This is a genomic window from Cellulomonas jepli, from assembly GCF_047229345.1.
Classification (GTDB): domain Bacteria; phylum Actinomycetota; class Actinomycetes; order Actinomycetales; family Cellulomonadaceae; genus Cellulomonas_A.
Genome location: NZ_JBFTER010000063.1, coordinates 1 through 25818, shown reverse-complemented (window position 1 = coordinate 25818; position 25818 = coordinate 1). Strand labels below are relative to the sequence as shown.

Annotated in this window: 23 protein-coding genes; 11 read left to right on the top strand and 12 right to left on the bottom strand. The window is 74.1% G+C overall.

Going from position 1 to position 25818, the window contains the following annotated elements; genetic code table 11:
• Nucleotides 1–58: 58 nt before the first annotated feature.
• Nucleotides 59–565 carry a dihydrofolate reductase gene (locus AB6N24_RS14785; RefSeq protein ID WP_412870151.1) on the bottom strand — a complete coding sequence of 169 codons (507 nt, stop codon included), beginning with the start codon at nt 563–565 and terminating at the stop codon, nt 59–61.
• A gap of 10 nt (nt 566–575) precedes the next feature.
• Nucleotides 576–1394, bottom strand: coding sequence for a thymidylate synthase (locus tag AB6N24_RS14780; protein WP_412870150.1), 819 nt, complete (start codon nt 1392–1394; stop codon nt 576–578).
• Nucleotides 1395–1448: 54 nt separating this feature from the next.
• Here AB6N24_RS14780 and AB6N24_RS14775 point away from each other — a divergent pair, with 54 nt between their 5' ends.
• The 4 genes from AB6N24_RS14775 (at nt 1449) to AB6N24_RS14760 (ending at nt 4971) form a co-directional block, all read left to right on the top strand.
• Entirely contained in the window at nt 1449–2927 is a 1479-nt protein-coding gene (locus AB6N24_RS14775) for an NAD-dependent succinate-semialdehyde dehydrogenase (RefSeq protein WP_412870149.1), read from the top strand.
• A gap of 197 nt (nt 2928–3124) precedes the next feature.
• The gene (locus AB6N24_RS14770; RefSeq protein ID WP_412870148.1) at nt 3125–3817 is read left to right on the top strand and encodes an AzlC family ABC transporter permease; all 693 of its coding nucleotides are present in this window, start codon (nt 3125–3127) and stop codon (nt 3815–3817) included.
• Nucleotides 3814–4137, top strand: a complete 324-nt coding sequence (locus tag AB6N24_RS14765) for an AzlD domain-containing protein (protein ID WP_412870147.1) — start codon at nt 3814–3816, stop codon at nt 4135–4137. The genes AB6N24_RS14770 and AB6N24_RS14765 overlap by 4 nt, the downstream gene beginning before the upstream one ends.
• Nucleotides 4138–4404: 267 nt before the next feature.
• On the top strand, nt 4405–4971 hold the full coding sequence (locus AB6N24_RS14760) for a GNAT family N-acetyltransferase (RefSeq protein WP_412870146.1): 567 nt from the start codon (nt 4405–4407) through the stop codon (nt 4969–4971).
• A gap of 121 nt (nt 4972–5092) precedes the next feature.
• Here the strand turns inward: AB6N24_RS14760 and AB6N24_RS14755 are convergent, their stop codons facing one another.
• The 6 genes from AB6N24_RS14755 to AB6N24_RS14730 form a co-directional block, all read right to left on the bottom strand.
• Nucleotides 5093–5566, bottom strand: a complete 474-nt coding sequence (locus tag AB6N24_RS14755) for a hypothetical protein (protein WP_412870145.1) — start codon at nt 5564–5566, stop codon at nt 5093–5095.
• Nucleotides 5567–5570: 4 nt separating this feature from the next.
• Complete coding sequence (gene dapB, locus AB6N24_RS14750; protein WP_412870144.1) at nt 5571–6329, bottom strand: 4-hydroxy-tetrahydrodipicolinate reductase; 759 nt, start codon at nt 6327–6329, stop codon at nt 5571–5573.
• Between the two features lie 102 nt (nt 6330–6431).
• The gene (locus AB6N24_RS14745) at nt 6432–7763 is read right to left on the bottom strand and encodes a M16 family metallopeptidase (RefSeq protein ID WP_412870143.1); all 1332 of its coding nucleotides are present in this window, start codon (nt 7761–7763) and stop codon (nt 6432–6434) included.
• 1 nt (nt 7764) lies between these two features.
• Nucleotides 7765–10008, bottom strand: a complete 2244-nt coding sequence (locus AB6N24_RS14740; RefSeq protein ID WP_412870142.1) for a polyribonucleotide nucleotidyltransferase — start codon at nt 10006–10008, stop codon at nt 7765–7767.
• A gap of 218 nt (nt 10009–10226) precedes the next feature.
• Nucleotides 10227–10496 (bottom strand): 30S ribosomal protein S15, encoded by a 270-nt coding sequence (gene rpsO, locus AB6N24_RS14735; RefSeq protein ID WP_034628123.1) that lies wholly within the window; start codon nt 10494–10496, stop codon nt 10227–10229.
• Nucleotides 10497–10614: 118 nt separating this feature from the next.
• Nucleotides 10615–11619: a bifunctional riboflavin kinase/FAD synthetase gene (locus AB6N24_RS14730; protein WP_412870141.1), complete on the bottom strand. Its 1005-nt coding sequence runs from the start codon at nt 11617–11619 to the stop codon at nt 10615–10617.
• Between the two features lie 151 nt (nt 11620–11770).
• Between AB6N24_RS14730 and AB6N24_RS14725 the strand changes: the two genes are divergently transcribed.
• A complete protein-coding gene (locus AB6N24_RS14725) occupies nt 11771–12301 on the top strand; it encodes an NUDIX hydrolase (RefSeq protein ID WP_412870140.1) in 531 nt (176 codons plus the stop codon).
• A gap of 104 nt (nt 12302–12405) precedes the next feature.
• Here the strand turns inward: AB6N24_RS14725 and truB are convergent, their stop codons facing one another.
• Nucleotides 12406–13467: a tRNA pseudouridine(55) synthase TruB gene (truB, locus tag AB6N24_RS14720; protein ID WP_412870139.1), complete on the bottom strand. Its 1062-nt coding sequence runs from the start codon at nt 13465–13467 to the stop codon at nt 12406–12408.
• 219 nt (nt 13468–13686) lie between these two features.
• Nucleotides 13687–17052: a glycoside hydrolase family 9 protein gene (locus tag AB6N24_RS14715; RefSeq protein WP_412870138.1), complete on the bottom strand. Its 3366-nt coding sequence runs from the start codon at nt 17050–17052 to the stop codon at nt 13687–13689.
• A 409-nt stretch (nt 17053–17461) separates the two neighbouring features.
• On the opposite strand from AB6N24_RS14715, the gene AB6N24_RS14710 reads away from it, so the two are divergent.
• From AB6N24_RS14710 to AB6N24_RS14685, 6 genes are all read left to right on the top strand, one after another.
• On the top strand, nt 17462–17584 hold the full coding sequence (locus tag AB6N24_RS14710) for a hypothetical protein (RefSeq protein WP_412870137.1): 123 nt from the start codon (nt 17462–17464) through the stop codon (nt 17582–17584).
• 323 nt (nt 17585–17907) lie between these two features.
• Nucleotides 17908–18762, top strand: coding sequence for an ABC transporter ATP-binding protein (locus AB6N24_RS14705; RefSeq protein WP_412870136.1), 855 nt, complete (start codon nt 17908–17910; stop codon nt 18760–18762).
• A complete protein-coding gene (locus AB6N24_RS14700; RefSeq protein ID WP_412870135.1) occupies nt 18755–19675 on the top strand; it encodes an ABC transporter permease in 921 nt (306 codons plus the stop codon). The genes AB6N24_RS14705 and AB6N24_RS14700 overlap by 8 nt, the downstream gene beginning before the upstream one ends.
• Before the next feature lie 100 nt (nt 19676–19775).
• Complete coding sequence (locus tag AB6N24_RS14695; RefSeq protein WP_412870134.1) at nt 19776–20852, top strand: ABC transporter substrate-binding protein; 1077 nt, start codon at nt 19776–19778, stop codon at nt 20850–20852.
• A gap of 32 nt (nt 20853–20884) precedes the next feature.
• Entirely contained in the window at nt 20885–22258 is a 1374-nt protein-coding gene (locus AB6N24_RS14690; protein ID WP_412870133.1) for an LLM class flavin-dependent oxidoreductase, read from the top strand.
• A 26-nt stretch (nt 22259–22284) separates the two neighbouring features.
• Complete coding sequence (locus AB6N24_RS14685) at nt 22285–22860, top strand: NAD(P)H-dependent oxidoreductase (protein ID WP_412870132.1); 576 nt, start codon at nt 22285–22287, stop codon at nt 22858–22860.
• Between the two features lie 125 nt (nt 22861–22985).
• Here AB6N24_RS14685 and rbfA read toward each other — a convergent pair whose 3' ends face one another.
• Nucleotides 22986–23435, bottom strand: a complete 450-nt coding sequence (rbfA, locus tag AB6N24_RS14680; RefSeq protein WP_412870131.1) for a 30S ribosome-binding factor RbfA — start codon at nt 23433–23435, stop codon at nt 22986–22988.
• A gap of 136 nt (nt 23436–23571) precedes the next feature.
• Nucleotides 23572–25818 (bottom strand): translation initiation factor IF-2 (gene infB, locus AB6N24_RS14675; RefSeq protein WP_412870130.1); only part of this gene is annotated, 2247 nt, incomplete at its 5' end.

The window sequence follows — 25818 nt, the reverse complement described above, 5'->3', positions numbered from 1 at the left end:
GGCGTGGGGCGGCGCCGCGGGTGCCCGGCGCCGCGGGTGCCCGGCGCCGTGCGGAGGCTCAACGCCCCGCGCGCTCGTACGTCACGAAGCGGTACCGCAGCCCGTCGGGCCCGGTCGACGTGCACCAGCCGGCAGCGGGGACGCGCCCGACGACCTCCCACTCGCCGTCGACCACCGGCGCGTAGGTGTCGCCCGCGAGCACCGCGTCGACCTCGGTGACCTCGAGGCGGTCGGCACGCGCGATCGCCGCCTCGTAGACCGCCCCTCCCCCGATGACCCAGACGTCGCGGTCCCCGACCAGCGCGAGCGCGTCGGCCAGCGTGGACGCGACGGTCGCGCCGTCGGCCACGTACCCGGGGCGCCGCGAGAGCACGACGTTCTCCCGGCCGGGCAGCGGCCGGAACCGCTCGGGCAGGGACTCCCACGTCGCGCGGCCCATGATCACCGGGTGCCCGGTGGTCAGCGCGCGGAACCGCGCCTGGTCCTCGGGCAGGCGCCACGGCAGCGTGTTCTCGACGCCGATGACGCCGTCGAGCGTCTGCGCCCAGATCAGGGCGATGCTCACGGTCGCGCCCTCAGACGGCGATCGGCGCGGCGATGCGCGGGTGGTGGCGGTAGCCGACGACCTCGACGTGCTCGAGCGTGTACCCGTCGATCGACCCGGCCGGGCGCAGCGCGAGGGTCGGGTACGGGTACGGCTCGCGCGTGAGCTGCTCGCGGACCTGGTCGACGTGGTTGTCGTAGACGTGGCAGTCGCCGCCCGTCCACACGAGGTCGCCGACCTCGAGGCCCGTCTGCTGGGCGACCATGTGGGTCAGCAGGGCGTAGGACGCGAGGTTGAACGGCACGCCGAGGAACAGGTCCGCGGAGCGCTGGTACACCTGGCACGAGAGCCGGCCGTCGGCCACGTAGAACTGGAACAGCGCGTGGCACGGGGCGAGGGCCATCGAGGGGATGTCCGCGACGTTCCACGCCGAGACGACGTGCCGGCGCGAGTCGGGGTCGCGCCGGATCGCCTCGATGACCTGCGCGAGCTGGTCGACCTCGCCGCCGCCCGGCGTCGGCCACGAGCGCCACTGCACGCCGTACACGGGGCCGAGGTCGCCGTCGGCGTCGGCCCACTCGTCCCAGATCGTCACGCCCTGCTCGCGCAGCCAGCCGACGTTGGAGTCGCCGCGCAGGAACCACAGCAGCTCGAGGACGACCGACTTCAGGTGCACGCGCTTCGTCGTCACGAGCGGGAAGCCCGCCGACAGGTCGTAGCGCAGCTGGTGGCCGAAGAGGCTGCGTGTCCCCGTCCCCGTGCGGTCCGACTTGGGGGTCCCGGTCTCGAGCACGAGCCTCAGGAGGTCCTCGTACGGGGTCGTCACGGGCATCGTGGCCGCTTCCGTCATGGCGTCATCCTAGGCTCCGTAGCGCGCTCCCCGACGCCGCGCCACACTGGCCCGATGACCTCCACCACGCTGCCCGCCGCCGTCGCCGAGCGCGTCCCGACCGGTCTCCTGATCGACGGGACGTGGCGCCCCGCCACCTCCGGGGCCACGTTCGCCGTGACCGACCCCGCCACGACCGACACGATCCTCGAGGTCGCCGACGCCGGGCCCGACGACGCGCTCGCGGCCCTCGACAGCGCCGACCGTGCCTGGGCGGAGTGGCGCGCCGTCGCCCCGCGCGAGCGCTCCGAGCTGCTGCGGGCGGTCTACGAGGCGCTCGTCGCACGGACGGACGACGTCGCGGCCCTCGTCACCGCGGAGGGCGGCAAGCCGCTCGCCGAGTCGCGCGCCGAGGTCGCGTACGCCGCCGACTACGTGCGCTGGTACGCCGAGCAGGCCGTGCGGGTCAGCGGGCTCACGCGCAAGGCTCCCTCGGGCGCCAACCACCAGCTCGTGCTGCGCCGGCCGGTGGGCCCCGCGCTGCTCATCACGCCCTGGAACTTCCCGATCGCGATGATCACGCGCAAGGTCGCCCCGGCGCTCGCCGCCGGCTGCCCGGTCGTGATCAAGCCCGCGCAGCTCACGCCGCTGACCACGTCGTTCTTCGCCGAGATCGTGCGCGCCGAGCTCGAGGCCCGGGGGCTGCCGACCGGGGTGATCAACGTCGTGCCGAGCTCCGCGGCCCGCGCGCTGACCGAGCCGCTGCTCGCGGACCCGCGGCTGCGGAAGCTCTCCTTCACCGGGTCGACCGAGGTCGGCCGCACGCTCCTCGCGGGCGCCGCGCAGCGCGTGCTGCGCACCTCGATGGAGCTCGGCGGGAACGCGCCGTTCCTCGTGTTCGACGACGCGGACGTCGCGGCGGCCGTCGAGGGCGCGGTGACCGCCAAGATGCGCAACTCCGGGCAGACGTGCGTCGCCGCGAACCGGTTCCTCGTGCAGCGGGGGGTCGCAGAGGAGTTCACCGCCGCGCTCACCGAGGCGTTCGACGGGCTCGTCGTCGGGCACGGTGCGCACGAGGGCACGACCGTCGGCCCGCTCATCGAGAAGTCCGCGGTCGACCGCGTCGAGGAGGTCGTCACCGCGGCCGTCGACGGCGGCGCCCGGGTCCGCACCGGCGGCGCACGCCCCGACCTGCCGCTCGCGGGCCACTTCTACGCCCCGACCGTGCTCAGCGGGGTCTCCCCGGACGACCGGGTCGTGACCGAGGAGGTGTTCGGGCCCGTCGCGTCGGTGCTGACGTTCGGCGACGAGGCCGAGGCCGTCGAGCTCGCGAACGGGACCGACTTCGGGCTCGTGGCGTACGCGTTCACGCGCGACGTCGGGCGCGTGATGCGCCTCGCGGAGCAGGTCGAGGCCGGGATGCTCGGCGTGAACCGCGGGCTCGTGTCCGACGCGAGCGCGCCGTTCGGGGGCGTCAAGCAGTCCGGGCTGGGGCGCGAGGGCGGCGAGGCCGGGATCGAGGAGTACCTCGAGTCGACGTACGTGTCGCTCTGACGGGACTGCCCGGCCGGGTCGTCGGCCGAGCGCCGCAGTCCTCCGCTCGCGCGGCCGGCACGCCGCGGGGTCCGGCTCGACCGGTGCCTGCGGTGGCTCCGCGGGCCGGTGCGTGCGGTGGCCGCGGGGCCGGTGCGTGCGGTGGCCCCGGGCCGGTGCGTGACCGTGGCGCCGCGGCCGTGTGCGACAGTGACGGCGTGACGACCGACGACCGTCGCGCCGAGGTGCGCGCCGCGATCCGCCAGGCCGTCTCGGTCTCCGTCGCGACCGGGCTGTACGGGGTGTCCTTCGGGGCGCTCGCGGTCGCCGCCGGTCTCGACCTGCCGCAGACGATGGCCCTGAGCCTGCTGATGTTCTCCGGGGGCTCGCAGTTCGCGTTCATCGGTGTCGTCGGCACCGGGGGCGCGTACGGCGCCGCCATCGCGACGGCGGGGCTGCTCGGCGTCCGCAACGGGCTCTACGGCGTCCAGGTGGCCCCGCTGCTGCGGGCCCGCGGACTGCGGCGCACCGTGGCCGCACAGCTCACGATCGACGAGTCGACCGCCGTCGGCACCGCGCACGCCGACCCGCTCGCCGCCCGCGCCGGGTTCTGGTGGACGGGGGTGGGCGTCTTCGTGCTGTGGAACGTCTTCACGGTCGTCGGCGCGCTGCTCGGCGACGCGCTCGGCGACCCGCGCCGGTACGGGCTCGACGCCGCCGCCGCCGCGGCGTTCCTCGCGCTCGTGTGGCCCCGGCTCGCGACCGGCCCGGCCCGGCTCGTCGCCGCGGTCGCCGTCGTCGTCGCGCTCGCCCTCACGCCGCTCGCACCCGCGGGCATCCCGGTCCTCGCGGCCGCCGCGGTGGCGATCCTGCTCGGCTGGCGCACGCCCGCCCGGGAGGCACGCGCATGAGCGACCACACGATGACCTGGCTCGCGATCCTCGCCGCGTCCGCGGTCTGCTTCGCGATCAAGCTCGTCGGTCACCTCGTGCCCGAGCACTGGCTCGCCGAGCCGCGCGTGGCCCGCACCGCCGCCCTGGTCACCGTCGCGCTGCTCTCGGCGCTCGTCGGCGTGCAGACGCTCACGGACGGACGGGCGCTCGTCCTGGACGCACGGCTGCCCGCGCTGGCGGTCGCGGGGCTCGCGCTCGCGCTGCGGGCGCCGTTCGTCGTCGTCGTCGCGGCAGCCGCGCTCACCGCCGGGGTGTTGCGGGCGCTCGGGATGCCGTGACGGTGCTCGGGGAGTCGAGGCGGGTCAGCCGGGCACGGCGACGCGCGCGGCGTCCGCACGGGCAGCCGTGCACGGTGCCGCCCGCGGCGTCCCCACGGGCAGCCGTGCATGGCGTCGGCCCTGGCGTCGGGCGTTGGTAACCTGCCTCGGACGGCCGTACCGACGCCCGCCGCGAACGCGCACCGCCCTCCCGATCCCTGCCTCCCCGGAGTCCGTCGTGCCCCTCCCCCTGCTCCCGGTCCCGCGCACGCTCACCGCGACGCCGTGATGGCCCTCTTCAGCGAGCAGGCCGACGTCTCGGTACGCCCGGCGGTCCCGGGCGACGAGCTCGCGATCGCGGCGATCCAGCTCGCCGCCTGGCGCAGCGCGCACGCGGCAACCCTCGGGCCCGACGTGCTCGCGCAGCTCGACGGCGCCGCGTTCGCCGAGCGCTGGGCCCGGGCGATCACCTTTCCCCCGGGGCGCGGCTACCGCGTGCTCGTCGCGTGCGAAGGAGCCGACGTCGTGGGCTTCGCGGCCGTCGCGCCCGTGCCGGCGCCGGAGGACACGCCCCTCGCCGCACCCGGCGGGGAGCTGCTCGCGCTCGAGGTGACCCCGGGGTCGCAGCGGGTCGGGCACGGCTCGCGCCTCCTCGCGGCGGCCGTCGACCTCCTGCGCGAGGACGGCGCGGACCACCTGCAGACCTGGGTGCTCGACGGCGACGCGGCCCGGGCTCAGTTCCTCACGTCCGCCGGGCTGGGCGCCGACGACGCGGTCCGGGCGCTCGCGACGGGGACCGGCCCGGACGGCGAGGACGTCACCGTCCGCGAGCACCGCTGGTCCGCCGGCATCTGACGGGTCGGGCCGAGGGGCACGTCAGCCACGGAGCTGCGCTCGTGCCGCGGCCGGCGACGGCTCGAGCACCGTCCGCCGCGAGGCCCCGGCACCCTCCGCCGCCCCGCCGAGCGTCGGCCCGCTACCGCCCCCGGTGCAGCCGAGCGGCCGTGCGCAGCGCCGCCCGCGCGCGGCGCCGGTCCCCCGCGGCGTCGTAGGCGAACGCGAGCCGGTACCAGGAGCCCCAGTCGTCCGGCGTGGCCTCGGTCTGCGCGCGGACGGACTCGAACGCCGCGTCGGCGGCCGCACGGTCGATGCGCCCGCCGGGCGAGCGCGGCAGGTCGTCGGCGAGCAACCCCCCGGTCGCCGCGAGCTCGTCGGCCATGCGCTGCACGTGCACCGCGAGGCGCCACTCGCGCACGACGAACCACACGGCGATGAGCGGGAGCACGAGGACGGCCGCACCCAGCCCGATGCCGACGGGGTCGCCGGTGCGCAGCAGGGTCAGCGCGCGCGCCGCCACGGCCCACACGTAGAGGGCGAGCAGCGCCGTGAGGGCGACCGCGCCGGCGATCGACCGCCACCGCGCGCCGCTGCGCGCCGGGGCGCCCGTCACGCCGTCACCCGAGGTCGAGCACGTGCTCGAGGCCCACGGTCAGCCCGGGGTGGTCGGCGATCACGCGCACGGCGTGCACGACGCCCGGCATGAAGCTCTCCCGGTCGAACGAGTCGTGCCGGATGGTCAGCTGCTCACCGCGGTTGCCGAGCAGGATCTCCTCGTGCGCGGTGAGCCCGCGCAGCCGGACCGCGTGGACGCGCACGCCGTCGACGTCCGCGCCGCGCGCGCCGTCGAGGGTCGTGCTCGTCGCGTCCGGGCTCGGGCCGAGCCCTGCCTGCGCCCGTGCGGCGGCGATCGCCTGGGCGGTGTGCCGCGCGGTGCCGGACGGGGCGTCGACCTTGTCCGGGTGGTGCAGCTCGACGACCTCGACGGACTCGAAGTAGCGGGCCGCCCGCGCGGCGAACGTCATCGCGAGCACCGCGCCGAGCGCGAAGTTGGGGGCGATCAGCACGCCGACGCCGGGCCGCGTCGCGAGCTGCGCACGCACGGCGTCGAGCGCCTCGGAGGTCCAGCCCGTGGTGCCGACGACCGCGTGCACCCTGGCGTCGACCAGCGCGCGCACGTTCGCGGCCGTCGCGCTGGGCACCGTGAAGTCGACGGCGACGTGCGCCCCGGCGGAGCGCACCGCGGCGGCCACGTCGTCACCGGCGTCGAGCGCCGCGACGAGCTCGAGGCCCGGCGCCGCCTCGACGGCCCGGGCGACCGTCGACCCCATGCGTCCCGCGGCCCCGAGGACGGCGACCCTGATCTGCTCGCTCACGGGTGACCACCCTAGTAGTCGCGCGACGCACCGCAGACCGCCCGCCCTCGCGTGGTGCGAGAGCGGGCGGTGGTGTGCTCGGCCGCCACGTGCGGCGACGTTTCAGGCGGCGAAGGGACCGATCCGGACGAGGGACCGGGGCCGCGACGCGAGCTCGGCCGCGAGCTCCTGGACGTCCGACGCGCGCACGCCCCGGATCCGCTCCAGCGTCTCGTCGACCGAGAGCAGCTCGCCGTGCACGAGCTCGGACTTGCCGAGCCGGCTCATGCGCGACCCGGTGTCCTCCATGCCCAGGACCATGCCGCCCGAGAGCTGGCCGATCGAGCGCTGGAGCTCCGCCGCGGTGATGCCGGAGTCGGCGAGACGCTCCCACTCGGCCACGAGGAGCTCGGTGACCTCGTCGACCTTGCCCGGCGCGCACCCGGCGTAGAGCCCGAAGACGCCGGTGTCGGCGTGCCCCGAGGCGAACGAGTACGTCGAGTACGCCAGGCCGCGCTTCTCGCGGATCTCCTGGAACAGGCGCGAGGACATGCCGCCGCCCAGCACCGCGTTGAGGACCGAGAGCGTGAACCGGCGCGGGTCGGTGGCGGTGAGGCCCGTGCCGCCGACGATGACGTTCGCCTGCTCGGTGGTCCGCGAGACCGTGATCTGCGAGCCCTCCGCCGGGATGCCGCCCTCGACGTCCGCTGCCCCGCGGCGGGCGTTGGGTGCGACGCCGTCCGCGAGGTCCCAGCCGCCCTCGGCGAGCGCGTGCGCGACCTGCTTGACGAGCACGTCGTGGTCGACGCCGCCCGCGGCCGTGACCACGAGGGTCGCCGGGCGGTAGTGCTCCCGGTAGTGCTCCCAGACGGCGTCGCGCGGGACCGCCCGGATCGTGTCCGGGGTGCCGCCGATCGGGCGCCCGAGCGGGTGCGTGCCCAGCACGGCCTCCGCGAAGCGCTCGTGCACGACGTCGCTCGGGTCGTCGTCGTTCATCGCGAGCTCTTCGAGGATCACGCCGCGCTCGGTCTCGAGCTCGTCGGTGTCCAGGCGCGCGGACGTCACCATGTCCGCGATGACGTCGACCGCCATCGGCAGGTCGGTGTCGAGCACGCGCGCGTAGTAGCACGTGTGCTCCTTGCCGGTGGCCGCGTTGGCCTCGCCGCCGACCTCGTCGAACGCCTCGGCGATGTCCATCGCGCTGCGCCGCGCCGTGCCCTTGAAGAGCAGGTGCTCGAGGAAGTGGGTCGACCCGTGGTGCCCGTCGCGCTCGTCGCGCGAGCCGATGCCGACCCACGCCCCGACGGTCGCGGAGCGCAGGCCGGGCATGTGCTCGCTGAGCACGCGGACCCCGCCGGGCAGGACGGACCGACGCACGATGGCGTCGCCGTCCTGCCCGGCGGTCAGCTCGCTGCCCGGGTCACCGGGCCGTGCGAGCGGGAGGTCCAGCGGCACGTCAGGCTTCGGCCGGCTCGGTGGCGGCGGTCTCGGCCGAGGCCGCGTCCTCCGTCGCCGCGGTCTCGTCGATCACCGCGTGCAGCGAGAGCTTGCCGCGCGGGTCGATCTCGCCGATCTCGACCTGGACCTTCTGGCCCACGCCGAGCACGTCCTCGACGTTCTCCACGCGCTTGCCGCCGACGAGCTTGCGGATCTGCGAGATGTGGAGCAGGCCGTCCTTGCCGGGCGACAGGGAGATGAACGCGCCGAAGGTGGTCGTCTTGACGACGGTCCCCACGAAGCGCTCGCCGATCTCCGGCATGTGCGGGTTGGCGATCGCGTTGATCGCCGCCCGCGCGGCCTCCGCCGACGGACCGTCGGTGGCGCCGATGAAGACCGTGCCGTCGTCCTCGATGGAGATGTCGGCACCGGTCTCGGCCTGGATCTGGTTGATCATCTTGCCCTTCGGGCCGATGACCTCGCCGATCTTGTCGACCGGGACCTGCACCGTGATGACGCGCGGGGCGTACGGGCTCATCTCGTCGGGCGCGTCGATCGCCTCGTTGATGACGTCGAGGATCGCGAGGCGCGCCTCCTTGGCCTGGTTCAGCGCGCCGGTCAGCACCGAGGCGGGGATGCCCTCGAGCTTCGTGTCGAGCTGGATGGCCGTGACGAACTCGCGCGTGCCGGCGACCTTGAAGTCCATGTCGCCGAACGCGTCCTCGGCGCCCAGGATGTCGGTCAGCGCGGCGTAGCGCGTCTGGCCGTCGACCTGGTCGGAGACGAGGCCCATCGCGATGCCGGCGACCGGCGCGCGCAGCGGGACACCGGCGTTGAGCAGCGACAGCGTCGAGGCGCAGACCGAGCCCATCGACGTCGAGCCGTTCGAGCCGAGCGCCTCGGAGACCTGGCGGATCGCGTAGGGGAACTCCTCGCGGCTCGGCAGGACGGTCATGAGCGCACGCTCGGCGAGCGCCCCGTGACCGATCTCGCGGCGCTTCGGCGAGCCGACGCGCCCCGTCTCGCCCGTGGAGTACGGCGGGAAGTTGTAGTTGTGCATGTAGCGCTTGCGCGTCTCCGGGGAGAGCGTGTCGAGCTGCTGCTCCATGCGCAGCATGTTGAGCGTCGTGACGCCCATGATCTGCGTCTCGCCGCGCTCGAAGATCGCGGAGCCGTGCACGCGGGGCAGGACCTCGACCTCGGCCGAGAGCGTGCGGATGTCGCGCAGGCCACGGCCGTCGATCCGGAAGCCGTCCGTGAGGATGCGCTGGCGGATGAGCGTCTTGGTGACCGAGCGGACGGCTGCGGACAGCTCCTTCTCCCGGCCGGCGAACTGCTCGCCGAGCTGGCCGAGGACCTCGGCCTTGACCTCGTCGAGACGGTTCTCGCGGGTCTGCTTGTCCGCGATCGTGAGCGCCTCGCCGAGCGGGCCGGCAGCGGCGGCCTGGACGGCCTCGAGCGCGTCGGGCTGGTACTCGGGGAAGACCGGGAACTCCTGCGTGGGCTTCGCGGCACGCGCGGCCAGGTCGGCCTGCGCCTCGGCGAGCACGCGGATGAACGGCTTCGCGGCTTCGATGCCCTGCGAGACGACGTCCTCGGTGGGGGCGGTCGCGCCCTCCTCCTTGATGAGGTTCCACGCCTTCTCGGGCGCCTCGGCCTCGATCATCGCGATCGCGACGTCGTCGCCGACGACGCGGCCGGCCACGACCATGTCGAACGTGGCGCGCTCGCGCTCGGAGTAGCGCGGGAACGCGACCCACTGGCCGTCGATGAGCGCGACGCGCACCGCGGCGACCGGGCCGGAGAACGGCAGGCCCGAGAGCTGGGTGGAGATCGACGCGGCGTTGATCGCGAGCACGTCGTACGCGTCGTCCGGGTGGATCGACAGGACGGTCACGACGACCTGGACCTCGTTGCGCAGGCCCTTGACGAACAGGGGGCGCAGCGGGCGGTCGACGAGACGGCACGCGAGGATCGCCTCGGTCGAGGGGCGGCCCTCACGGCGGAAGAACGAGCCGGGGATCTTGCCCGCGGCGTACTGCCGCTCCTCGACGTCGATCGTCAGGGGGAAGAAGTCGAACTGCTCCTTCGGGTGCTTGCCGGCCGTGGTGGCCGACAGCAGCGTGGTCTCGCCGTCGAGGTACGCGACGGCCGCGCCGGCCGCCTGACGGGCGAGGCGCCCGGTCTCGAAGCGCACGGTGCGGGTGCCGAAGCGACCGTTGTCGATCACTGCCTCGGCGAACTGGATCTCGGGACCCTCCATGGGTGCCCTCCTCTTCGTTGAAGGCGCCGGCCTGACCACGGCGGTCTTCGATCGAGGTACCCGGAGCGGGGCTCCGGACGCCACTACCGAGGACCGGACGGGTGGTCGGCGCGGTGGGTGGTGCTGGTGGTGCTCGTCGTGCCTGCCGGGCGCGTCCACCTGGACGTGCCCGACGCGGAACCAGCCCGGACCCTGGGGGTCCGGGCTGGTCCGAGGTGCTAGCGGCGCAGGCCGAGACGCTCGATCAGGCTGCGGTAGCGGTTGATGTCGACCTTCTGGAGGTAGCCCAGGAGGCGGCGACGCTGGCCGACCAGGAGCAGCAGGCCACGCCGGCTGTGGTGGTCGTGCTTGTGCGCCTTGAGGTGCTCGGTGAGGTCCTTGATGCGCTGCGTGAGCATCGCGATCTGGACCTCCGGGGAACCGGTGTCGCCCTCGTGGGTCGCGTACTCGGTCATGATGGACTGCTTGGTGGCACTGTCGAGGGGCACGGTTCTCCAGGTGTGTACTCGTTGCGCGGTGCTCCGGGGCATGTCCACCCGAGCGCTCTCGGTCCGCGGCCGATCTGACGGCACCTGCATGTTACCAGTCGGTGACCTGCGGCCCAATTCACCGGGCGGTCGGCGCCGGCCCGCCCGCCAGGACGGCACGCGCACGCGCGACGTCGTCGTGCATCTGCTCGACGAGCGCCTCGACCGAGTCGAACCGCTCCGTCGGGCGCAGCCGGTCGACGAGCTCGAGGACGACCTCGTCGTCGTACAGGTCGAGGTCCGTGCGGTCGAGCACGTAGGCCTCGACGCGGCGCTGGAGCCCCGCGAACGTCGGGTTGGTGCCGATCGACACCGCCGCGGGCAGCACCTCCGGCGCGTCCGCCGCGGCGGCGCCGGGCCCGGTGACCCGGCGCAGCCAGCCGGCATAGACGCCGTCGGCGGGCACCATGCCGGTCGCGTCCGGCGCGAGGTTCGCCGTCGGGAACCCCAGCTCGCGCCCGCGGGCGTCGCCGTGCACGACGACGCCGCGCAGCCGGTGCGGCCGCCCGAGCACGTGCGCGGCGCCCGCGACGTCACCCGCGTCGAGCAGCTCGCGGACCCAGGTCGACGACCACCGGCGGTGCCCCTCGCCCTCGCTCGCGCTGGGCTCCGGCACGACGTCCTCGAGCACCTCCACCGTGAACCCGTACCGGCGCCCGAGCTCGATCATCGTGCCGAGGTCGCCCGAGTTCTCCCAGCCGAAGCGCACGTCGCGACCGACGACGACGGTCCGCGCCGCGAGGCCGCCGACGAGGTACCGCTCGACGAACTCGGCGGGTGTCTGCCGCGCGAACTCCAGCGTGTACGGCAGGAGCAGCACGGCGTCGAGGCCGGTTCCGGCGAGCAGCTCGAGACGGTCCGCGTCACCGGTGAGGAGCGGCGGCGCCTGCTCGGGACGGTGCACCTGCTGCGGGTGCGGCGTGAACGTGACCCCGACCGCGGCTGCGCCGGACGCGCGTGCGTCCGCGACGAGCCGGGTCAGCACGCTGACGTGGCCGCGGTGCACGCCGTCGAAGTTGCCGATCGTCACGACGGACGGGCCGAAGCCGTCCGGCACGTCGGCAAGGTCGGTCCAGCGGTGCACGCGCACTCCTCGGAGACGGGGCCGCGGGTGGCGGCCGGTCAGGCGGGGACAAGCCTGCCACGCACGGGAGGTGCCGCCGGACGGCGCCCACCCCGGCGGCGTGGGCGCCCGGGCTGCGGAGGCGGCGGCGCGCGGGCCCTAGGGTCGGACGATGCGATGGCAGACCTTCGGCGAGCGGACCGTGTACGACTCCCCCTGGGTGCGGGTCGCGCTCGTGGACGTCGAGGTCCCGGGAGTGGGACGGCTCGACCACCACGTCGTGCGGATGCCGGCGCACGCCGCCGGCACGGTCGTGCACGACACGGAGCGGGGCGTCCTGATGCTCTGGCGTCACCGGTTCATCACGGACTCGTGGGGCTGGGAGATCCCGGCGGGGCGTCTCGAGGACGGTGAGGAGCCGGCGGACGCGGCGGCGCGCGAGACGCTCGAGGAGACCGGTTGGCGCCCCGGGCCGCTGCGCCCGCTCGTCAGCTACCACCCGACCAACGGCTCCAGCGACCAGACCTTCCACGTGTTCGTCGCCGACGGCGCCACCCACGTCGGCGAGCCCGCGGACGCCTTCGAGTCGGAGCGCGTCGCCTGGGTGCCGCTCGACGAGGTCCGCGCCCTCGTGCGCGACGGCGGGATCGGCGACGGCCTGTCGCTCACCGGGCTGCTGCGCTTCCTGCTCGACCGTCCCTGACGCCCGCCGTCGCGACGGGCGGCGTCCCGGCCGAGCCGGCGCGGTCCATCCGGCCTGACCGGCAGGCCCGACGGCCCGGTCCGGCGCGACCCCGCGCGGTCGGGTCAGGCGGGGGCGAACACGAGGACGGGCGCCGCGTGCTCGCCACGCCGCTCGAGCAGGGCGACGAGCGTCCCGTCGGGCGAGATCGCCGCGACCGGGCCGCCGGCAGCCACGCGGTCCGGCGCCGCGCCGCCCGCGGCCGCACCACCCGTCGAGGTGCCGGCCGTCGCCGCGCCCGGCTCATCGGGGTCGGGGTCCGCCGCGATGCGCTTGCCGTACGACAGGGCCGCGGCCTCCTGCGCCGTGAGCTCGCGGACCGGGAACGTGGCGCGCGCGGCGTCCGCGAGCGGCAGGACCTCGAGGGGGACGTCCTCGGGCCAGGCGAGCAGCTCGTCGAGCGTGCGGGCCCCCGCCAGGTCGTAGCCGCCGACCCGGGTGCGCCGCAGCGCGGTCAGGTGCCCGCCGACGCCGAGCGCCGCACCGAGGTCGCGGGCGAGCGCGCGGACGTAGGTGCCCGACGAGCACACGACCGTGACGTCGACGTCGACCACACCGGCGGGCACGGGCCCGTCCCCCTCCCCGGCGCGCCGCACCTCGTGCACGTCGAAGCGGCTCACGGTGACCGGCCGCGCCGCGAGCGCGACGTCCTCCCCCGCCCGGACGCGTGCGTACGCGCGCTGGCCGTCGACCTTGATCGCGCTCACCGAGCTCGGGACCTGCTCGATGCGCCCGGTCAGCGCGACGACGGGCGCGGACAGGTCGTCCCGCGTCACGGCCGACGCGTCGACCACCGCCACGACCTCGCCCTCGGCGTCGTCGGTCGTCGTGCGGACGCCGAGCCGGACCGTCGCGCGGTACTCCTTGTCCGCGCCGACGACGTACGTGAGCAGCCTCGTCGCGCGTCCGACCCCGACGACGAGCACCCCGGTCGCCATCGGGTCGAGCGTCCCCGCGTGCCCGACCTTGCGCGTCCCGGCGATGCGGCGCATCCGGGCGACGACGTCGTGGCTCGTCATCCCCGCCGGCTTGTCGACGACGACGAGCCCGTCCGGCGCGGTGGGCCGGCGCAGGCCGGGCGCAGGGCGCTGGCGCGCGGTCCGTGGTGCGTCGTCGGTCGGGTTCATGCCCGGCAGGCTATCCGCCGGCACGTGCCGGCAGCCCTCCGCCGGGCGGCGACCCGGGCCACGCCCCGAACCGCACGCGCGGATCAGCCGCGGGGCGACGGGTCGCCTTTGCGTCTGCGTCGTGCGCGAGCAGACGCAGCTGCGGTCGCGGCGTGTGCGCGGTCTGCGCCTCGTGCGGTGCGAGGGGCCGGGCCGGCGCCCGACCCCTCGCACCGGACGTCAGGAACGACGCGGGGCAGGCAGCACCTGCAGCGTCGCGGAACCCTCACGCCCGGACGACGTCCCCCGCACGGTCACGGAGTACGCGCCGGGGTCGGTGTGGCGCGGGACGTGCACGCTGACCGACACCGTGCCGTCCTTGCGGACGGCCCGGGTCTCCAGGACCTCGTCACCGAGCCGGACCTGGACGACCTCCCGGGCGGCCGCTCCCTGCACGGCCACCGTCACGTGGCCACCCGCGCGGAGCGCCGGCGACGAGAGCCGCACCGTGAGCCGCTCGGTGGCGACGACGGCGAGGCGCGCGACGTCGGTGGCCTCCGAGCCGGACGCGTTGGTGAAGACCGCACGGTAGAGCGTGCCGTGGTCGGCGAGCGCGGCGGTCACCGTGAGCGTCGTGCTCGTCGCCCCCGGGACGTCGACCCACCGCGCACCGGGCCGCTGCGCCTGCCACCGCACGGTCGGCACCGGGACGCCGTCGGCCGCGGCGGTGAACGTCGCGCTCGCGCCCGGCGCGACGGTCGCGTCGGCCGGCTGCTGCGTGACCCGCACGGGCGTGCTCGCGTCCGCGGACCCGTCGCCCTGGTCGGCGACGAACGACGCGACCCACGAGAGCACCGAGTTCCAGTTGATCGCGACCTCGTTCGACGCCCACGACCCGAGCTCGTCGAGGTAGCACATCGAGGGCGCGCAACCGCCCGCGAACGCCGCCTGCATCGTCGGGTCCCAGGTGCCGGTCGTCGAGTTCGGACCGCCCGCGAGCGAGCCGTCCGGGGACACCCCCGGGACCGAGAGCGGGAACCAGCGGTTGTGCTGGTGCTGAGCGCTGACCTCGCCGTAGCCCGAGACGTACGACATGTTGAGGGCGTTGCGGCCCAGCAGGTAGTCGACCGCCTCGAGCGCCGAGCGCCGGTACGTCTCGTCGCCCGTGAGGTCGAACGCGGTGGCGACCACGACCGTGGTGTTGAGCACCATGCTGTTCGAGCCCCACTCGTACAGGCCGTCGGGTCGCACGTAGGTGCTCCCCCACGCCTGGGCGTCCTGCGTGGCGACGTACGCGTCGGCGGCGTCGAGCACCGACTGCCGGATCGCGTCGCGCGTCGGGAGGTCGTGCGGGACGGTCGCCAGGTCGAGGCGGCCAAGGCCCGCGGTGCTCCCCCAGTTCATGCCGCCGGGCCCGAAGACGTCGCCCGTCGCGTGCGGGCTCGCGAGCACGTGCTCGGCGAACGCGTCCTCGCCGGTCGTCAGGAACAGCTCCGCAGCGGCCCAGTAGAACTCGTCCGTCACCGTGCCGTCGCTGTACGCACCGCCGCCGTTGTTGCCCGCGGCGTCCGGGGCGAGGACCGCCGGGTGCGCCTGCGCGGCGTCCCAGGCGGTGCGTGCGGCGGCGAGGAGCTCGGCCGCGAGCTCCGGGTCGTGGTCGGCGAACAGGCGCGCGCCCTGCGCGGCCGCGGCGGCGAGGTTGAGCGTCGCCGCGGTCGACGGCCGGGCGAGCCGGCGCTCCTGCGGGTCCTCCGACGGCAGCAGCGGCAGGCCCGTCCACCCGACGTCGTGGATCTTGTGGTGCACCATGCCGGCGTACTCCCCGCCGTCCGCGGGCACCTGCATGCTGAGCAGGAACTCGAGCTCCCAGCGCGCCTCGTCGAGCACGTCGGGCACCCCGTTCGCGCTCTCGGGGACGGCGAGCGTGCCGTCCGCGAGCGCACCGGGCTCGGCCGTGCCGGCGTGCAGGGTGCGCTCGTAGGTGCTCAGGAGCTGCGCCGCGGCGATGCCGCCGTTGACGACGTACTTGCCGTGGTCACCGGCGTCGTACCAGCCGCCGCGCACGTCGAGCGCGTACCCCTCGGGGCACGTCCAGTCGCCGTAGGCCCAGCCGGCGCCCTCGTCGGCCGCCGTGAGGCACGTCACCGCGCCGTCGCCCTTGTTGGGCGCGACGTCGACGTGCCCCGCCGGCCGCGCGTAGTCCGCGTCGATCGAGGCGTCGATCTCGGTGCCGCTGCGCATGAGGTAGAAGAAGTTCAGTGCGTCGTACCGGAGCTGCTGGTAGAGGTCGGGGTCGACGTCGAACGGGCGGCTGGTCTCGCCGTCGGCCGCCAGGACGAGCCCGTCGTGCTCGGTCGTCAGCGTGCCGAAGTCGATCGTGTGCACGTTCAGGCCCGAGCTCGGCTCGACGCCGGCGGGCACCGTGTCACCCTCGGCGAGGACGGCTCCGGAGACGGTGCGGACCTGCCAGACGACGGGCTCGGTCTGCTCGGTCACGAGCGTCGCCTGCTTGGGACCGGCCGGCAGGTACCCGACCTGGTTGACCCGGACGCGCGGACCCGTGTCGGGCTCGTACGGCGGGGGCGGCGTCAGGCTCTCCACGAGCGAGACGTCGTCGAGCGTGAACGTCCAGTCGTCCCCGCGCCCGCCGACCTGGAACGCGAGCTGACCCTCGAACGGCCCGCCCGGGGTCGTCGTCGCCGGGTAGGAGTCGGTGGCGGTGAACGTGTAGGAGACGGTCGTCGGCTCGCTCGTCAGGGCGACGGTCTTGTCGAGGACGGTGCCGTAGCTGCCCCCGTTCTCGCCGACGATCGCGCGGACGGTGCGGTCCTCGGACGCGCTGGCGTCGAAGGTCAGGGTGTAGCTGGTCCCCTCCTCGATCGCGAGGCCGTTGAACCCGACGCCGGAGTAGATCCCCGAGCCGGCGGGCACGGGGACGACGAGCGCGCCGCTCGACACGTCCGCGGTGCCGAGGTCCCCGGCGACGAACCACGGGTCGGTCGAGCCGCTCGCGAAGTCGCCGTTCGGGATCAGGTTCGTGCCGAGCGGCGTGATGGAGAAGTCGTCGAGGCACAGCTCGTACGGCTCGCCCTGGTTGCCGAGCTGGAACGAGACGTTGCCGGTCGTCGTGGTCCAGTCGTCCGCGACGGGGCTGCCCTCGCCGGTGGGCCACGCCGACGGCGAGAACGTGAGCTCGACGCGCTCCGGCGTCTGCGACCCGTCGAGCTGCACGGCAGCCCCGAACGCTGCGGGGTAGCCGGGGCCGCCCTGCACGGGAACCGTCACGGCGCGGCTCGCGTGCGCGTCGAACTCGACGACGTACGTGGCGTCGCGCTCGAAGGTCACGGCGTCGTGCTGGATCGCGACGTCCCACGGGTTGCCCGTGTGCGCGCCGACCGCGGCGCACAGCTCGCCGGTGTCGGTCGAGGTCGTCACGGCCTCCGGCGGGTAGGAGAACCAGCCCTCCGGTCCGGTCGAGAAGTCGTGCACCTCGGTCACGGGGCCGGCGAGGGCGACGGGGCTGACGGCGGCCGCGAGGGCGAGGACCGCCACCGTTGCTGCAGCGGCGCCCGAGGCACGGGCGCTCGCGTCGGGGAAGGAAACCACGGTGTCTCCATTCATGGGAGCGCTCTCACGACGATGTGGAGCAGCCCGGGACGATGTGCGCGAACCACGCTAACAGGGCGGACCCACGCGCGGCAGGGGTGGGCGGCACCCTCGCCGCCTCGGCCGGCGGACCGGCCCGCGGGCCGTCGGTCTCCCCGTCCGCGGATCCAGGCGACAGGCAGCAGCGCCCGGCCCTGCGGTTGAGCACAATTCCGGGCGCGAGAATTCCGCTCGCACCCGGCCGCACCCCGGGACGGGGCAGAATTCTTCGCGCGCCGTTCCCGCCCCGGGATTTCCGCTGCGCGACAGCCCCGGAAAGGGAAGGTCGACGCATCCCCGGGCGATGCCGTCGTCTCACCCCCTGGATGCGTATTGCGCCGCCTCGAACCGTGTCACTAGTTTTCCCGACATGTTCACCGACGCCGCACTGCGCGAGGTCGCCGAGGGTCGCCCGTCCGGGCACCTGCCGGTCCACCTCACGTCCCAGCGCGCCGTCGACCTCATGCGCGTCGCCAGCCGGCTCTGTCGGTAGTCACCGCACCGCGCCCGGCGCACCACCGCGCGCCCTGCGCGTCCAGCCGCCCCCGCTGAGCACCCGTCCCGACGCCGGGACCTGCTCGCCAGGCACCGGCTGACCGCAGCCGGCCGCGCGGCGACCGCTCCCCCTCCGCCCCACGACGGACGACTCGCGCGCGCCTCGCGTGCTCCACGCGTCCCGACGGACCGGGAGCGGCCGGTGCGCACCGGCTGCCGACAGGCCGTCCACCCCCGCGCTGCGCCTCCGGGGACGGTTCGTCCCACCGGCACCTGCACCCCCGCCCTGCTCCCGCGCACCCCTGCCCGGAAAGGCACGTCATGCCCACGCCCAAGCTCAGGTTCGACCACGTCCACAAGGACTTCACCGTCCGCGACGACACCCGCGGACGCGGCGCACGCACGCTGTTCACCGCGCTCGACGACTTCACGCTCGACGTGCCCGCGGGGCAGCTGCTGACCGTCGTCGGGCCCTCCGGCTGCGGCAAGTCGACGCTGCTCGACCTGCTCGCGGGCCTCACGCAGCCGTCGTCGGGCGCGATCCTGCTCGACGGCCAGCCGCTCACCGGGCCCGGGCTCGACCGGGGCGTCGTCTTCCAGCAGTACGCGTTGCTGCCCTGGCGGACGGCGCGGGCCAACGTCGAGCTCGGCCTCGAGGCGAAAGGCCTCAGCCGGGCACGGCGTGCGGAGATCTCCGGGCGCTACCTCGACCTCGTGGGGCTGAGCGGCTTCGAGCAGCGCTACCCGCACGAGCTGTCCGGCGGCATGAAGCAGCGCGTCGCGATCGCCCGGGCGCTGGCGTTCGAGCCCGAGGTGCTCCTCATGGACGAGCCGTTCGCGGCGCTCGACGCCCAGACGCGCGAGACGCTGCAGGACGAGCTCCTGCGCATCTGGCGTGCGACCGGGACCACGATCGTCTTCATCACCCACGGCATCGACGAGGCCCTCTACCTGGGTCAGCGCGTGGCCGTGATGAGCCCGCGTCCCGGCCGCCTGCGCACGGTGATCGACGTCGACCTGGACCGCAGCCGGTCCGAGGACATCCGCTCCGACCCCGAGTTCGGGCGCCTGCGGCACCGGGTCTGGACCGAGCTGCACAGCCCGACCGCGGACGTCGACGACGCCGAGACCGACCTCCTGCCCCTGCACGCCACCCTGGAGCCCGCCCGTGCCTAGCACCCTGTCCCCCCGCACCGACCCGGGCGCCGCACCGCTCACCGTCCGGGTCGCCGAGGACACCGTCGCCTTCTCGGACCCCCCGACGCTCGGTCGCCGGCCCGCCCTCTCCGCGGACCGCGACGCGACCCCTCCCCTCGCCCGGCGCCTGCGCGCCCACGCCGCACGAGCGCTGCGCGCCTCGATCGTCCTCGTCCTGTTCCTCACGCTCTGGGAGGTCGCGCCCCGCGTGGGGCTCGTCGACGCGGTCTTCCTGCCGCCGCTGAGCCGCGTGCTCGACGCGTTCGGCACGCTCGTCACGAGCGGCGAGCTCGCGCTGCACCTCGGGGCCAGCCTGAGCCGCGCGGGCACCGGCTTCGCGATCGCGGTGCTCGCCGCGATCCCGCTCGGGGTCGCGATCGGCTGGTACGGGCGCGTGTCGGACGTCCTCAACCCGTTCCTGGAGCTCTTCCGGAACACCGCCGCGCTCGCGCTGCTGCCGGTATTCATCCTGATCCTCGGCATCGGCGAGACCTCGAAGATCGCGCTCGTCGTCTACGCCTGCACCTTCCCCGTGCTGCTCACGACCATCTCGGCGGTGCGCTCGGTCGACCCGCTGCTCGTGAAGTCGGCCCGCTCGCTCGGGCTGTCGTCGCTCCGGCTCTTCCAGAAGGTCGTGCTGCCCGCCGCGGTGCCGACCGTCTTCACCGGGGTCCGGATGGCCGGCGCGTCGTCGATCCTCGTGCTCATCGCCGCCGAGATGGTCGGCGCGAAGGCCGGCCTCGGTTACCTGATCACGTACGCGCAGTTCAACTTCCAGATCGAGAAGATGTACGCCGGGATCATCGCGATCGCGCTCGTCGGCGTGAGCGTCAACGGCGTTCTCCTCGCCCTCGAGCGGCATTTCTCGCGGTGGCGCACCGCCTCCTCCTGAACCCTCACGCCCCACCTTTTCCCGACCGGTCCACCGGCTCGTCCGCAGCACGGCGTCGGCCCTTTCGTCGACCCCGAAAACACCTCCCTGGAGCATTCTCATGTCCTTGTCCTCACGCCTGTCCGCCGCGGCCTCCGCCGTCCTCGCAGGAGCGCTCGTCCTCACGCTCGCCGCGTGCTCGGGGGCTGCCGACGCCGCGACGGTCGACGCCGACGGCACGACGACCATCCGGTACGACGGCTCGGCCGGTCAGGTCACGCTCCCTGAGCTGGCCGACGACCTCGGCTACTTCGAGAAGGTCCGGCTCGAGTGGGTCGGCAACTCGACGGGCGGGCCGCAGAGCATCCAGTCCGCCGCGACGGGAGCGACCGACGTCGGCGGCGCGTTCAACGGCGCGATCGTCAAGCTCCGGTCGTCGGGCGCGAAGGTCACGTCCGTCATCTCGTACTACGGCTCCGACACCAAGGCCTTCGGCGGCTTCTACACGCTCGAGGGCTCCCCCGTCGTCGAGGCGCAGGACCTCGTCGGCAAGAAGATCGGGATCAACACGCTCGGTGCGCAGAGCGAGTTCGTGATCCGCGAGTGGCTCGCCCGGGAGGGTCTCGACGCCGACGAGATCGCGCAGGTCGAGCTCACGGTCGTCCCGCCGGTCAACGCCGAGCAGGTGCTGCGCGAGGGCCAGGTCGACGTCGTCGCGATCAGCTCGGTGTTCCAGGACAAGGCCCTCGAGCGCGGTGGGCTGCGCCTGCTGTTCTCCGAGGTCGAGCTGTTCGGCGAGTTCAGCTACGGCTCGTACATCTTCCGCGACGACTTCATCGAGGAGAACCCCGAGGCCGTCGCCGACTACGTGCAGGGCATCGCCCGCGCGATCCGCTGGACGCAGGTCACCCCCGTCGAGGAGGTGCACGCGCGCTACACGCAGATCATCGAGGGCCGCGGCCGCGGCGAGACGCCCGAGCTGGTGCCGTTCTGGAAGTCGGTGGGTGTCTCGACGCCGGGCGGCGTGATCGAGGAGCGCGAGATCTCGACGTGGATCGACTGGCTCGTGCGCAACGGCGAGCTCGACGAGGGCCGCTTCACCGCGGACGACGTCTACACCAACGAGTACAACCCGTACGCCAACGGCACGTACGAGCCCGACAGCGGGCCCGACGGCGAGCCCGTCGACGCCTCCTGACCTTCTCCCTCCCACCGATCGCGAGGTCCACCATGTCCGACCAGCCCGCTCGCCGACAGCTCAGCCTCAACCTGTTCATCAACGGGGTCGGCCACCACGAGGCCGCCTGGCGCCACCCGTCGACGCCGGTCGACCGCCTCTTCACCGCCGGCTACCACCACGAGCTCGCCCAGCACGCCGAGCGTGCGGCGTTCGACGCGATCTTCTTCGCCGACGGCCCTGTGCTCAGCCCCGGCATCGAGTTCAACAGCGCCGCCCACCTCGAGCCGATCCTGACGCTCGCCTCGGTCGCCGCCGTCACGACCCACATCGGGCTCATCGCCACCGCGTCGACCACCTTCTACGACCCGTACAACCTGGCCCGACTGTTCGCGACGCTCGACCACCTCAGCGGCGGGCGCGCCGGCTGGAACATCGTGACCACCGCGGCGTCCGCCGCCGCGGCGAACTTCGGGCTCGACGAGCACCCCGACCCGAGCGAGCGGTACGCGCGCGCCGGGGAGTTCGTCGAGGTCGCGACCCGGCTGTGGGACAGCTGGCAGGACGACGCGGTGCTCGCGGACCGCGCGACGGGCCGGTTCGCGGACCCCTCGCGCATCCACCCCGCGGCGTTCCGCGGCGAGCACCTGCGCGTCGCGGGCGCGCTGAACGCCCCGCGCCCGCCGCAGGGCCACCCGGTGCTCGTGCAGGCCGGGGCGTCCAACGAGGGGCGGGCGTTCGCGAGCCGGCACGCCGAGGCGATCTTCACGGCGCACCAGCAGCTCGCCGACGCGCAGGCGTTCTACGCCGACATCAAGGCCGGCGTCGAGCGGTACGGGCGCCGTCCGGACCAGGTCAAGATCCTGCCCGGGATCAGCCCGTTCCTCGGCGGGACCGAGGCCGAGGCGCGCGCGCTCGAGCGCGAGTTCAACGAGCTCACCGTGCCCGAGTACGGCCTGCGCCAGCTCGCGACGCTCGCCGAGGCGACGTTCGACGTCGCGGACCTCGACCGGCCCGTGCCGCTCGACGTGTTCGCCGATGCGGGCGACGTGACCGACAACAACCGCTCCCGCCGGCAGGTCGTCGCGGGCATCGTGCGCCGGGAGCAGCCGACGCTGCGCGAGCTGCTGCACCGCCTCGCGGGGGCCCGCGGGCACCGCGTCGTGGCCGGCACGCCCGAGCAGGTCGCCGACACCATCACCGAGTGGTTCACGCACGGCGCGGCGGACGGCTTCAACGTCATGCCCCCGTCGCTGCCGGGCGGCATCGAGGCCTTCACCGAGCACGTCGTGCCGCTCCTGCGGGCGCGCGGTCTCTTCCGCGAGGGCTACACGGGGACCTCGCTGCGCGACCACCTCGGGCTCGACCGACCCGTGAACCGGTACGCGACAGCTCCCGCGGCCGAGCCCGCCCTGGCCGGCGTCTGACCCGACCGACCCCGAGAGGACCCCTCATGACCCGCAGCACCGACGCCCCGCTCAAGGTCGTCGCCGTCAACGGCAGCCCGAGCGTCCCGTCCAAGACAGCGGCGCTCGTCGCCGAGATCGTCGAGCGCCTCGGCCGGCACCTGCCGCTCGACGCCACCACCATCCACGTGACGGACCTCGTGCCGTTCTTCACCGACACCTACGGCGACCCCGGCTCGCCCATCGCCCGCTCGCTCGCCGAGATCGCCGGTGCCGACCTGGTCATCGCGGCGAGCCCGATCTACAAGGGCTCGTACACGGGCCTGTTCAAGCACGTCTTCGACCTGCTCGCACCGACGGCGCTCACCGGCACCCCGGTCCTGCTCGTCGCGACCGGCGGTTCCGAGCGTCACACCCTCGCGCTCGAGCACCAGTTCCGGCCGCTGTTCGGCTTCTTCCAGGCCGAGACGCTGCCGCTCGCGATCTACGCGCACGACTCCGAGTTCACGAGCTACCAGGTGACGGGCGCCGAGCTCGACTCCCGCATCGACAAGGCGCTCGCCCGGGCGCTGCCCTTCCTGTCCGAGCGGCGCCGCGACGAGTCGCTCGTGCCGTCGATCTGACGGCTCCGGGACGGCGACGCCACCCGCTCCACGGCTCCGGGAAACCGAGCCCCACCCGACCCGGACGCCACGGCGCCCGTGCCCCAACGTGAGGGGCACGGGCGTCGTCGTCTGCGTGGGACGCGTCAGCGGACCTCGTCCGCGTCGTCCTCGTCCTCGACCGGCTTGCGGTACGGGTCCGCCTCGCCCGCGTACCGGGCCGACGCGGCGAGCGCGGCGACCTCGGCGTCCCGGCGGGCGGCCTCGAGCAGCGCCGCCTCGAGGTGCGCGGCCGTCTCCGGCACCGCGTCGAGGTGGAAGTCGAGCGTCGGCGTGAGCCGGATCCCGGTCTGCTTGCCGACCTCGGAGCGGATGAGCCCCTTGGCGCTCTCGAGCGCCGCGGCCGTCCCTGCCCGCGCCTCGTCGTCGCCGAGCACCGTGTAGAACACGTCGGCGTGCTGCAGGTCGCCGGTCATGCGCACGTCGGTGATCGTGGCGAACCCGAGGCGCGGGTCCTTGATCCGCGTGTCGATCATCTGCGCGACGATCTGCTGGATGCGCTCCGCGAGCTTCCTCGCGCGACCGTGGTCAGCCATGACATCTCCGCCTTTCGTCGTCGGTCGGACCCCCTCCCGGGGCCGACAGGTGCCGGAGCGCCAGGTGGCCCGGACCAGCAGGTCCGGGCCACCCGACGTTCACGGCGTCATGCGGGTCGTGCGGTCGAGCACGCGGTCAGGACCGCGGCTTCTCCCGCATCTCCCACGTCTCGATCGTGTCGCCGATCTCGATGTTGTTGAACGAGCCGAGCCCGATACCGCACTCGTAGCCCTCGCGGACCTCGGTCGCGTCGTCCTTGAACCGCTTGAGCGACTCGATCGTGAGGTTGTCCCCCACGACGGTGCCGTTGCGGAGCACGCGCGCCTTCGTGTTGCGGCGGATCTCCCCGGAGCGCACGAGCGAACCGGCGATGTTGCCGAACTTCGAGGAGCGGAACACCTCGCGCACCTCCGCGGTGCCGAGCTGCGCCTCCTCGTACTCCGGCTTGAGCATGCCCTTGAGGGCGGCCTCGACGTCGTCGATGGCCTGGTAGATGACCGAGTAGAACCGGACGTCCACACCCTCGCGGTCCGCGAGCTCCTCGACGCGCTCCGCGTACTTGACGTTGAACCCGATGATGATCGCGTTGTCGACCGTCGCGAGGTTGACGTCGTTCTGCGTGATGGCACCCACACCGCGGTGGATGACGCGCAGGTCGACCTCGTCCCCGACGTCGATCTTGAGCAGCGCGTCCTCGAGGGCCTCGACGGCACCCGAGACGTCGCCCTTGAGGACCAGGTTGAGGGTCTCGACCTTGCCCTGCTGGAGCGCCTGCGTGAAGTCCTCGAGGCTGATGCGCTTGCGACGCTTCGCCAGGAGGGCGGCACGCTCGGCCGCCTCGCGCTTCTCGGCGATCTGCCGCGCGGTGCGCTCGTCGGACGCCACCAGGAGGGTGTCGCCGGCGCGCGGGACCGACGCGAGACCGAGCACCATGACCGGACGCGCCGGCCCTGCTGCGTCGACCGTGTCGCCGTGCTCGTCGAACATCGCCCGGACACGTCCGTGGGCCGTGCCGGCGACGATCGCGTCACCGACGTGCAGCGTCCCGGACTGGACGAGGACCGTCGCGACGGCGCCGCGTCCCTTGTCGAGGTTCGCCTCGATGGCCACGCCGCGCGCGTCCTTGTCGGGGTTGGCCCGCAGGTCGAGCGCCGCGTCCGCCGTGAGGAGGACCGCCTCGAGCAGCGAGTCGATGCCCTGGTTCTGCTTCGCGGAGACGTCGACGAACATCGTGTCGCCGCCGTACTCCTCGGCCACGAGGTTGTACTCCGTGAGCTGCTGGCGGATCTTGGCGGGGTTGGCCCCCTCCTTGTCCACCTTGTTGACCGCGACCACGATCGGCACACCGGCCGCCTGGGCGTGGTTGAGCGCCTCGATCGTCTGGGGCATCACGCCGTCGTCGGCCGCGACCACGAGGATCGCGATGTCCGTGACCTGCGCACCACGTGCACGCATGGCGGTGAACGCCTCGTGACCCGGGGTGTCGATGAAGGTCAGCGCCCGGTCGACGCCCTCGTGCACGTGACGCACCTGGTAGGCACCGATGTGCTGCGTGATGCCGCCGGCCTCGCCCGCGACGACGTCCGTGGAGCGGATCGCGTCGAGGAGCTTGGTCTTGCCGTGGTCGACGTGACCCATGACGGTCACGACCGGCGGGCGCGGCTGCAGCTGGTCGTCGTCCTCGTCCGCGAGCTCGGCGTCGAGGTCGATGTCGAAGGCCCCGAGCAGCTCGCGGTCCTCCTCCTCGGCCGACACCATCTCGATGACGTAGCCGAGCTCGGCCGCGAGCGTGCCGAACGTGTCCTCGTCGAGCGACTGCGTCGCCGTGGCCATCTCACCGAGGTGGAACAGCACGGTGACGAGGCTCGCGGGGTTCGCGTCGATCTTGTCGGCGAAGTCGTTGAGCGAGGAGCCGTGGCGCAGGCGCACGACGGTGCGCCCGTTGCCGCGGGGAACCTGCACGCCACCCAACGAGGGGGCCTGCATCTGCTCGAACTCCTGGCGCTTCGCGCGCTTCGACTTCCGTCCGCGCACGGGGCGACCGCCGGCGCGACCGAACGCGCCCTGCGTGCTGCCGCGACCGGCACCGCCGGGACGACCGCCGCCACCGCCGGGGCGACCGGCGAAGCCGCCGCCACCCGCGGGAGCGCCACCCGGGGCGCCACCGGGACGACCGGCGTAACCGCCGCCGCCACCGGGACGACCACCGGGGCCGCCACCAGGACGACCGCCAGGACCCGGGCGCTCGCCCGGGCGGCCGACGCCGCTCGAGCTGCGGCCCGGCATCATGCCGGGGTTGGGGCGCGGGCCACCGGGACGGGGACCGCCCGGACGCTCGCCCGCGGGGGCCGGGGCGCCCGACGCGGCCGCGGGGGCCTCGCC

What these genes read in the sequence shown, in the direction of transcription:
- AB6N24_RS14705 (WP_412870136.1), top strand. Translation starts at nt 17,908, where the DNA reads ATGCCCACGCCCAAGCTCAGGTTCGACCACGTCCACAAGGACTTCACC.
- AB6N24_RS14685 (WP_412870132.1), top strand. Translation starts at nt 22,285, where the DNA reads ATGACCCGCAGCACCGACGCCCCGCTCAAGGTCGTCGCCGTCAACGGC.
- AB6N24_RS14725 (WP_412870140.1), top strand. Translation starts at nt 11,771, where the DNA reads ATGCGATGGCAGACCTTCGGCGAGCGGACCGTGTACGACTCCCCCTGG.
- AB6N24_RS14740 (WP_412870142.1), bottom strand. Translation starts at nt 10,008, where the DNA reads ATGGAGGGTCCCGAGATCCAGTTCGCCGAGGCAGTGATCGACAACGGT.
- AB6N24_RS14710 (WP_412870137.1), top strand. Translation starts at nt 17,462, where the DNA reads ATGTTCACCGACGCCGCACTGCGCGAGGTCGCCGAGGGTCGCCCGTCC.
- AB6N24_RS14775 (WP_412870149.1), top strand. Translation starts at nt 1,449, where the DNA reads ATGACCTCCACCACGCTGCCCGCCGCCGTCGCCGAGCGCGTCCCGACC.
- truB (WP_412870139.1), bottom strand. Translation starts at nt 13,467, where the DNA reads ATGAACCCGACCGACGACGCACCACGGACCGCGCGCCAGCGCCCTGCG.
- AB6N24_RS14765 (WP_412870147.1), top strand. Translation starts at nt 3,814, where the DNA reads ATGAGCGACCACACGATGACCTGGCTCGCGATCCTCGCCGCGTCCGCG.
- AB6N24_RS14695 (WP_412870134.1), top strand. Translation starts at nt 19,776, where the DNA reads ATGTCCTTGTCCTCACGCCTGTCCGCCGCGGCCTCCGCCGTCCTCGCA.
- AB6N24_RS14690 (WP_412870133.1), top strand. Translation starts at nt 20,885, where the DNA reads ATGTCCGACCAGCCCGCTCGCCGACAGCTCAGCCTCAACCTGTTCATC.
- AB6N24_RS14760 (WP_412870146.1), top strand. Translation starts at nt 4,405, where the DNA reads ATGGCCCTCTTCAGCGAGCAGGCCGACGTCTCGGTACGCCCGGCGGTC.
- rbfA (WP_412870131.1), bottom strand. Translation starts at nt 23,435, where the DNA reads ATGGCTGACCACGGTCGCGCGAGGAAGCTCGCGGAGCGCATCCAGCAG.
- AB6N24_RS14780 (WP_412870150.1), bottom strand. Translation starts at nt 1,394, where the DNA reads ATGACGGAAGCGGCCACGATGCCCGTGACGACCCCGTACGAGGACCTC.